The sequence below is a fragment of the Thermoanaerobaculia bacterium genome, assembly GCA_018057705.1.
Taxonomy (GTDB): Bacteria; Acidobacteriota; Thermoanaerobaculia; order Multivoradales; family JAGPDF01; genus JAGPDF01.
The window spans coordinates 17421-25906 of the sequence record JAGPDF010000019.1; the positions used below are offsets into that span (position 1 = coordinate 17421).

Sequence of the window (8486 nt, forward strand, 5' to 3'; positions counted from 1 at the left end):
GGCTTTTGTTTCTGGCTTTTGTGCTCTTACCAGCGGGCGCTGGCGCCGCCGCCGCCGAAGGAGCCCCCGCCACCCGAGAAACCGCCGCCACCGCCACCGAAGCCACCGCCGAAACCGCCGCCTCCGAAACCCCCGCCGCCGAATCCTCCACCGCCGCCGGTCCAGTTGCTGTGGCGGCCGCCGCGGTTCTTCGCGGCGCTGATCAGGATGAGCATCACGACGATGAAGATGAAGAAGACGAGGCCACCGCCCTTCGATCTCTGGCCCGTTCGGCCCCCGGCATCGGCGGTGTACTCGCCCTGGATGGCGACCAGGATCGCGTCGGCGCCGGCGTTGAAACCGCCGTCGTAGTCGCCGTTGCGCAGGTACGGGATTACGGTGTTCTGCAGGATCTGCTTCGACTCGAGGTCGGTCAGGGCGCCTTCGAGCCCGTAGCCCACTTCGAGGCGCAACGCCCGGTCGGCGACGAAGAGGAAGAGCACGACGCCATCGTCCTGCTTCGCGCGCCCGACTCGCCAGGCCTCGGCGACCCGCTGCGTGTACTCCTCCAGGACCTCGTTCTCGGGCAGGGCGGGAAAGATTGCGACCAGGACCTGCGAGCCTTGCGCCTTCTCGAACGCCTCGAGCTTGCCGTCGATCGCGCCCGCGGCGCCGGGCGAGAGCACCCCCGCCTGATCCGTGACCCACCGTGCCGGCTTCTCGGGCACCGGCCGGCCGGAGGCAGCTGCCCAGCCGGCGACAGGTCCGCCGGCTCCGGGCAACCCGAACAGCGCGACGCAGGCGGCAAAGACGACAAGCGCCCACCCTCGCCCAAGAGAGGCGAGGCGCGGGCGCTTGCGGAGATCGCTGCCGCCAGGGGGCGTCGTCAAAGGACCTAGAACTCGACCTTGGGTGCGGTTTCCGCGCCGGCAGTGGCGGCGAAGTACGGCCGCGCGGTGAAGTGCCAGCCGAGGATCCGGGCGAAGAGGTTGGTCGGGAACTTGGCGAGCCGCGTGTTGTATTCCCGCGCCACCTCGTTGAACCGCATGCGCTCGACGGTGATCCGGTTCTCGGTCCCTTCGAGCTGCGTCATGAGGTCGGAGAAGGCGGCCGTCGACTTCAACTCCGGGTACCGTTCCACCACCACCAGCAGGCGGGAGAGCGCCGAGGAGAGGCCGTCCTGCGCCTGCTGGAACTGGGCGAACTTCTCGGGGTTGTCGAGGATCTGCTGGGTCGCCTGACCGCTCACCTGGCCGACGCGACTGCGTGCCTCGACGACCGCCTGCAGGGTCTCCTGTTCGAAGGCGGCCGAGCCCTTGACCGTCGCCACCAGATTGGGAATCAGGTCGGCGCGCCGCTGGTAAGTGTTCTCCACCTGCGCCCAGGCGGCCGAAACCGCCTGCTCACTGCCGACGAGTCCGTTGTACTGCCCGACGCCCATGAAACCGACGAGTACCAGCAGTCCGACAATTGCAATTCCACATCCGAGAGCCTTGGTCATCACTTCCTCCTGATCGGCGATCTCTGAGCCCTGATCGGCAAAAACGATAACACTAACCGGCGTCCCGGCCGGGACTCCCACCGGCAGGTGGTGGCCCGCTACCGGTCAACGGCGACGTTCGAAATCGAGGAAGCTGAACGGATAGGGATGGCCCTCGGCGACGCCGTGATCCTCCTGCCTGACCAGACGGAAGCGCGCTTCGTCGTAGGCCGGGAACCAGGTATCGCCTTCGAACTCCTGGTGGATTCGTGTCAGGTAGAGGCGGTCGATCCGATCCTCCTCGAGTGCCAGGCGGAAGATCTCGGCGCCGCCACCGACGAACGGTTCGGAATCTCCCGCCTGAACGGCGATCTCCAGGGCCGCGCCGACTGTCGCCGCCTGCAGCACCCCCGGGAGCGAGCCGGCGCGCCGCGTGACGACGACCGGAATGCGCCCCGGGAGCGGCGCGTCGAGCGTCTCCCAGGTGCGCCGCCCGAGGATCAGGTGGTGTCCGAGCGTCAGCCGTTTGAAGCGTTTGAGATCCGCCGGCAGCCGCCAGGGCAGGCCGCCGTCGCGCCCCAGCACCCCGTTCGCAGCGATCGCAGCGATCGCGGCGATCGGCGCAGTGCCCGGCCCACGCCCCCGCCGCTCGCCCGCCGTCGGCTCCCCCACCGCGCTCATATGGCGATCGGCGCCCGGATCGCCGGGTGCGGCTCGTAGCCGTTGAAGGTCACGTCTTCGAAGCGGAAGTCGAAGATCGAACGCACCTCGGGGTTGAGCTCGAGGCGCGGCAGCGCCCGCGGCTCGCGCGCAAGTTGCTCGCGCGCCTGGTCGAGGTGGTTCAGGTAGAGGTGAACGTCGCCGAAGGTGTGGACGAACTCGCCCGGACGCAGGCCCGTGACCTGGGCGACCATGGCGCAGAGCAGAGCGTAGGAGGCGATGTTGAACGGCACGCCGAGAAAGACGTCGGCGCTGCGCTGGTAGAGCTGACAGGAGAGCTCGCCGCGCGCGACGTAGAACTGGAAGAGCGCGTGACAGGGCGGCAGCGCCATGCGGTCGAGATCGGCCGGATTCCAGGCCGAGACGATGTGGCGGCGGGAGTCGGGGTTCGACCGGATGCCCTCGATCAAGCGGGCGATCTGGTCGATCTCGCCGCCGTCGCGTGCCGGCCAGGAACGCCACTGATGGCCGTAGACCGGTCCCAGCTCGCCCTCGGCGTCGGCCCACTCGTCCCAGATGGTGACCCCGTTCTGGCGCAGGTAGGCGACGTTGGTGCTCCCCGAGAGGAACCAGACGAGCTCGTGCACGATCGACTTGAGATGGAGCTTCTTGGTCGTCATGAGCGGGAAGCTCGCGCGCAGGTCGAAGCGCATCTGGTGACCGAAGAGCGAGAGCGTGCCGGTGCCGGTGCGGTCGGCCTTCTCGACGCCACGGTCGAGGATCTGACGGAGGAGGTCGAGGTAGGGTCGCAAGGCGGACACAGTCTAGCGAACCCTCCCGGCCTCGGCACAAATCGCAACCCGGCTGGGGAACCTGCCAGATTCAGCCGCATTTCTGCGTCCTTACTCTTCGATGCTGGCCCGCGCACTTTCCGCCACCCCCTGGGGCATCGAAGCCCGCCCCGTCCAGGTCGAGGTCGACGTTCAGACCGGCCTGCCACAGATGCAGATCGTCGGCCTCCCGGATCCCGCCGTGCGCGAGAGCCGCGAGCGCGTCCGCAGCGCCCTGCGCAACTGCGGTTTCGATCTGCCGCCGCGCGCCGTGACGATCAACCTCGCCCCGGCCGACCTGCGCAAGGAGGGCAACCACCTCGATCTGGCGATCGCTTTGGCCCTCCTCGCCGCTCACGGCGCGCTGCCGGCGCCGGCGCTCGAGGGCACGATGCTGTGCGGCGAGCTCGGCCTCGACGGCAGCGTCCGCCCGGTCCGTGCCGGTCTCGCGATCGCCGACCTCGGCCGCACCATCGACTGCCGCGAGCTCCTCCTGCCGGCCGCCAACGCCGGCGAGGCGGCCTCGACCGGCGCTCTCACGGTGCGCGGCATCCGGACGATCGGCGAGGCGGTCGGGCACCTGCTGGGCACGGCGCGCCTGCCGGAGACGCCGAGCTCCGGCGGCTGGGAGCTCGCCGCCCCGTTCGACGGCGCCGCCGACTTCGCCGAGATCCGCGGCCAGGAGGCGGCGAAACGGGCGCTCGAGGTCGCCGCGGCCGGCGGACACAATCTGCTCCTCATCGGCCCGCCCGGGGCCGGTAAGACCATGATGGCCCGCGCCCTCGCTTCGATCCTGCCGCCGCTCACGCTGGCCGAGGCGGTCGCGGTGACCAAGATCCACTCGCTGGTCGCCGAGCGCCCGCCCGCCGGTCTCCTGCGCCGGCGCCCGTTTCGCGCCCCGCATCCGGGCGTGAGCGCCGCCGGCATGGTCGGCGGCGGCCCGGTACCGCGGCCGGGCGAGGTGAGTCTCGCGCACGGCGGCGTGCTCTTTCTGGACGAGCTCGGCGAGTTCCACCGCGACGCGCTGGAGGCGCTGCGCCAGCCGCTCGAGGAGGGCCAGGTGACGGTGGTCCGGGCGCGCGCCTGGCTGACCTTCCCCGCCCGCTTCACGCTGCTCGCGGCGATGAATCCCTGCCCGTGCGGCCATCTGGGCGACACCCGCCACGCCTGCCGCTGTCCGCTGCCGGCGATCGAGCGCTACCGCGGGAGAGTCTCCGGGCCGCTTCTCGACCGCATCGACCTGCACGTCGACGTGCCGTCGATCCGTCTGCAGGAGCTCAAGGAACGCCCGCAGCAGGGCTCGAGCGAGCTCGCGGCGCGGGTGCTCGCGGCGCGCGAGCGCCAGCGCGGCCGCTTCCCCGCCGATCACCCGGCGCCGGTGAACGCCAGCCTCACCGCGGCGTCGATCCACCGCGAATGCTCGCTCGCGCCGGCGGGCCAGGCGCTGCTCGACGCCGCCTTCGAGCGCCTCGGCCTCTCCGCCCGCGCCCTCCACCGCGTTCTCAAAGTCGCCCGCACCATCGCCGACCTCGCCGCCGCCGACCGCATCGACTCCGCCCACCTGGCCGAAGCCATCCAATACCGCTCCCTCGACCGCCGGCTGGGGAAGTAGCGGGCGAGAGAAACGGAAAAACCATGGTTAAAAACCATTTTCTTGGATCCAGGGTTGACAGATGGCTGTCACACGGTAGAATCCCCGAGCTTCATCTGGTCAGCGGTTGGTCGCCGATTCGGCTCCATTTCTTCGAGACGAGAAGGGCATGCACTCCAAACACTACACGCTGATACTCGTGCGCAATGAAGGATCGCGGTTCCGCAAGTGGCGGGTGAGCCAGCTTCAAGTCGTCGCCCTCGCCGCGCTCGTCGGAACCCTCACTCTCGCCGCCGCCTGGTCCACCTGGTCCGCCTTCTCCTCCCGAGTCAACCGCGGTGAGCTCGCCCGCCTCCAGGAAGAGAACGAGACCCTCCGCCTGACCAATCAGTCGTTCGAGAACCGGCTGGACGGCCTCCAGACCCGGCTCTCCGACTCCGAAGACCGCACCCGCAAGCTTGCCATCGTCGCCGGCCTCGAGAATCTCGGCGCGAGCTCCGAGTCCGGCATCGGCGGCCCCCTGCGCTCCGGCGCTGCCGCGGGTGCGGCGCCGGACGGCACGGCGGCGCAGATTGCCCAGGTGGAAGGGCGATCGGAATTCCTGAACCAGACGCTGTCGCAGGTCGAAGCCCGTCTGACGGACAATCTGCGGTTGATCTCCTCGACGCCGTCGATCGTGCCCGTGCGCGGCATCTTCACCAGCACCTTCGGCTATCGCCGCGATCCGATCACCGGCCAGCGCGCCTACCACTCCGGCATCGACATCTCGGCCTCCCCCGGCAAGCCCGTCAAGTCAACCGCCGACGGCGTCGTCACCAAGACCGAGCAGTACGGCGGTCTCGGCCGCGCGGTCTTCGTCGCCCACGGCTTCGGCGTCACCACGGTCTACGCCCACCTTTCCCGGATCAACGTCACGCCGGGTCAACGCCTCGAACGCGGCGCCATCGTCGGCCTGGTCGGCAACACCGGTCGCGCCACCGGCTATCACCTGCACTACGAAGTGCAGGTGAACGGTGAGCCGGTCAACCCGCTGGCCTATATCCTCGAGCGCGCCGACGGCGCTCTCTGAGCCGCCCGGCTCCCGCCAGACTCCCCGCCGGCACCGCCCTGCAGAGCGCCCCGCGGCGCTCTGCTAGAATTCCCGTTCGCCGTCGCGCTCCGCGACCGCGCCTCCTCCGGATGAAACTCACCGCATGCTGAATAAGGTCATCACGAAGGTTTTCGGCAACAAACACGAGCGCGACGTCAAGCGCCTGCAGCCGATGGTCGCCGCGATCAACGCCCTCGAGCCCGGAATCCGGGCGCTCTCCGACGAGGCGCTGCGCGGCAAGACCGAGGAGTTCCGAAGGGAGCTCGCCTCCGGCAAGAGCCTCGACGATCTCCTCGTGCCGGCTTTCGCGGTCGTCCGCGAGGCGGCGCGCCGGGTCCTCGGCATGCGCCACTACGACGTCCAGCTGGTCGGCGGCATGGTCCTGCACCAGGGCAAGATCGCCGAGATGCGGACCGGCGAGGGCAAGACCCTGGTCGCGACCCTCCCCAGCTACCTCAACGCCCTCGCCGGCAAGGGCGTCCACATCGTCACGGTCAACGACTACCTGGCGCGCCGGGACGCCGAATGGATGGGGCGCGTCCACCAGTTCCTGGGCCTCTCGGTCGGCATCGTCCAGCACGACATCTCCGACGTCAACCGGCGCGCGGCGTACCAGTGCGACATCACCTATTGCACCAACAACGAGCTCGGCTTCGACTACCTGCGCGACAACATGAAGTTCGACCTCGCCGCCATGGTGCAGCGGGGGCACTTCTTCGCCATCGTCGACGAGGTCGACTCGATCCTCATCGACGAAGCGCGGACGCCGCTGATCATCTCCGGGCCCTCCGAAGAGTCCGTCGACAAGTACTACCGGATCGACAAGATCATCCCGCGGCTCGAACGGGGCGAGGAGATCGAGGACAAGGACGGCAACAAGCACACCACCGGCGACTTCCTCGTGGACGAGAAGGCGCACACCGTGGCCCTCACCGACCAGGGTGTCGGCAAGGTGGAAAAGCTCCTCGGCGTCGACAACCTCTACGACATGGAGAACATGGACCTGATCCATGGCGTCAACCAGGGGCTGCGCGCGCACTACCTCTACCGGCGCGACGTCGAGTACCTGATCAAGGACGGCCAGGTGGTCATCGTCGACGAGTTCACCGGCCGCATGATGCCCGGCCGCCGCTGGTCCGACGGCCTGCACCAGGCCGTCGAGGCGAAGGAGGGCGTCAAGATCGAGCGCGAGAACCAGACGCTCGCCACGATCACCTTCCAGAACTTCTTCCGCATGTACAAGAAGCTCTCGGGCATGACCGGCACGGCGGTGACCGAGGCCTCCGAGTTCGAGCACATCTACAAGCTCGATGTGGTCGTCATCCCGACCAACCGCGACATGATCCGCGCCGACCGCCCCGACCTCGTCTATCGCAGCGCGCGCGAGAAATGGGACGCGACGGTCGAGGAGATCGAGGACTGCCACGCCAAGGGCCAGCCGACGCTCGTCGGCACCCTGTCGATCGAGAAGAGCGAGATGCTCTCCGGGATGCTCAAGCGCAAGGGGATCCCCCACGTCGTCCTGAACGCCAAGTACCACGAGCGTGAGGCTTCGATCGTGGCTCAGGCCGGGCGCAAGGGGGCGGTCACCATCGCCACCAACATGGCCGGCCGCGGCACCGACATCCTCCTCGGCGGCAACCCCGAAGGGCTCGCCCGCTCCGAGGCCGATCCGACTGTCGAGACCGAGGCGGAGGCCTATCAGAACGCCTACGATCAGTACCTCGTCACCTGTGCCCGCGAGCGCGAAGAGGTCCTCGCGGCCGGCGGTCTCCACATCATCGGCACCGAACGCCACGAGTCGCGGCGTATCGACAATCAGTTGCGCGGCCGCGCCGGACGTCAGGGCGACCCGGGCTCCTCACGCTTCTTCATGTCGCTCGAAGACGACCTCATGCGGCTCTTCGGTTCGGAGCGAATCCAGGGCCTGATGGGCCGCCTCGGCATGGAAGAGGGCGAGGCGATCGAGCACAACATGGTCTCGCGGGCCATCGAACGCGCCCAGAAGCAGGTCGAAGGGCGCAACTTCGAGACCCGCAAGCACCTGCTCGAGTACGACGATGTGATGAACAAGCAGCGCGAGGCGATCTACAAGCTGCGCCGCGACATCTTCGACGGCACCGAAGGCCGCGACTACATCGTCGGCGTGAGCAAGGACATCCTCGAGACCCTGGTCGCGACGCACTGCCCCGAGAAGACCGAGCCCGCGGAATGGACGCTCTCCGAGCTCGTGAAAGAGGTCCTCTCCTACTACGACATCGACCTCCATACCCGCGGCCTGAAACTCGCCGAGATGACGGACCGCGAGATCGCCGAGGAGGTCTGGGCGATGGTCGAGGCGAAGTATCTCGACAAGGAGCAGCGCCTGGGCCCCGAGCTCCTCCGGATGCTCGAACGCGACGTCATGCTGCGCTACGTCGATCTCGCCTGGAAGGACCACCTGCTGGCCCTGGACCATCTCAAGGAGGGAATCGGCCTGCGCGGCTACGGTCAGCGCGACCCCCTGCAGGAGTACAAGAAAGAGAGCTACGAGCTCTTCCAGGCCCTGAAGGAGCGCGTCGAGGACACCGTCATCAAGACGCTCTTCCGGATGGAACCGGTCTCCGAACAGCAGCTCGAGGAGGAGCGGCTGCGCCGCGAACGCTCGGCGCCGCCCCAGCGCCTGGTCTTCTCCGCCCCCCAGGTGCAACCGGCAACGGCAGCGGGATCGGCTCCCGGAGGCCCTTCCGGCCCCCCCGGCCGACCCGGCCCGCCGCCCGCCCCGCAACCGATCCGCGTCGAGGACAAGACCGGCCGCAACGACCCCTGCCCCTGCGGCTCCGGCAAGAAATACAAGAAGTGCCACGGCGCGACGGC

7 protein-coding genes are annotated in these 8486 nt (G+C 68.7%); 3 read left to right on the top strand and 4 right to left on the bottom strand.

Annotation, left to right across the window (positions count from 1 at the left end; all coding sequences use genetic code 11):
* Positions 1 to 26 precede the first annotated feature (26 nt).
* The 4 genes from KBI44_08395 to KBI44_08410 form a co-directional block, all read right to left on the bottom strand.
* Complete coding sequence (locus KBI44_08395) at positions 27 to 869, bottom strand: TPM domain-containing protein (protein ID MBP9144488.1); 843 nt, start codon at positions 867 to 869, stop codon at positions 27 to 29.
* Positions 870 to 874: 5 nt separating this feature from the next.
* Positions 875 to 1480 (bottom strand): LemA family protein, encoded by a 606-nt coding sequence (locus KBI44_08400; protein MBP9144489.1) that lies wholly within the window; start codon positions 1478 to 1480, stop codon positions 875 to 877.
* Between the two features lie 105 nt (positions 1481 to 1585).
* On the bottom strand, positions 1586 to 2140 hold the full coding sequence (locus KBI44_08405) for a dihydrofolate reductase (GenBank protein MBP9144490.1): 555 nt from the start codon (positions 2138 to 2140) through the stop codon (positions 1586 to 1588).
* Positions 2137 to 2931: a thymidylate synthase gene (locus KBI44_08410; GenBank protein MBP9144491.1), complete on the bottom strand. Its 795-nt coding sequence runs from the start codon at positions 2929 to 2931 to the stop codon at positions 2137 to 2139. The genes KBI44_08405 and KBI44_08410 overlap by 4 nt, the downstream gene beginning before the upstream one ends.
* 100 nt (positions 2932 to 3031) lie before the next feature.
* Here KBI44_08410 and KBI44_08415 point away from each other — a divergent pair, with 100 nt between their 5' ends.
* From KBI44_08415 to secA, 3 genes are all read left to right on the top strand, one after another.
* Entirely contained in the window at positions 3032 to 4561 is a 1530-nt protein-coding gene (locus tag KBI44_08415; protein MBP9144492.1) for a YifB family Mg chelatase-like AAA ATPase, read from the top strand.
* A 148-nt stretch (positions 4562 to 4709) separates the two neighbouring features.
* On the top strand, positions 4710 to 5609 hold the full coding sequence (locus KBI44_08420) for a M23 family metallopeptidase (GenBank protein MBP9144493.1): 900 nt from the start codon (positions 4710 to 4712) through the stop codon (positions 5607 to 5609).
* 124 nt (positions 5610 to 5733) lie between these two features.
* Positions 5734 to 8486, top strand: a 2753-nt coding sequence (gene secA / locus KBI44_08425) for a preprotein translocase subunit SecA (protein MBP9144494.1), incomplete at its 3' end; no start/stop codon positions are given.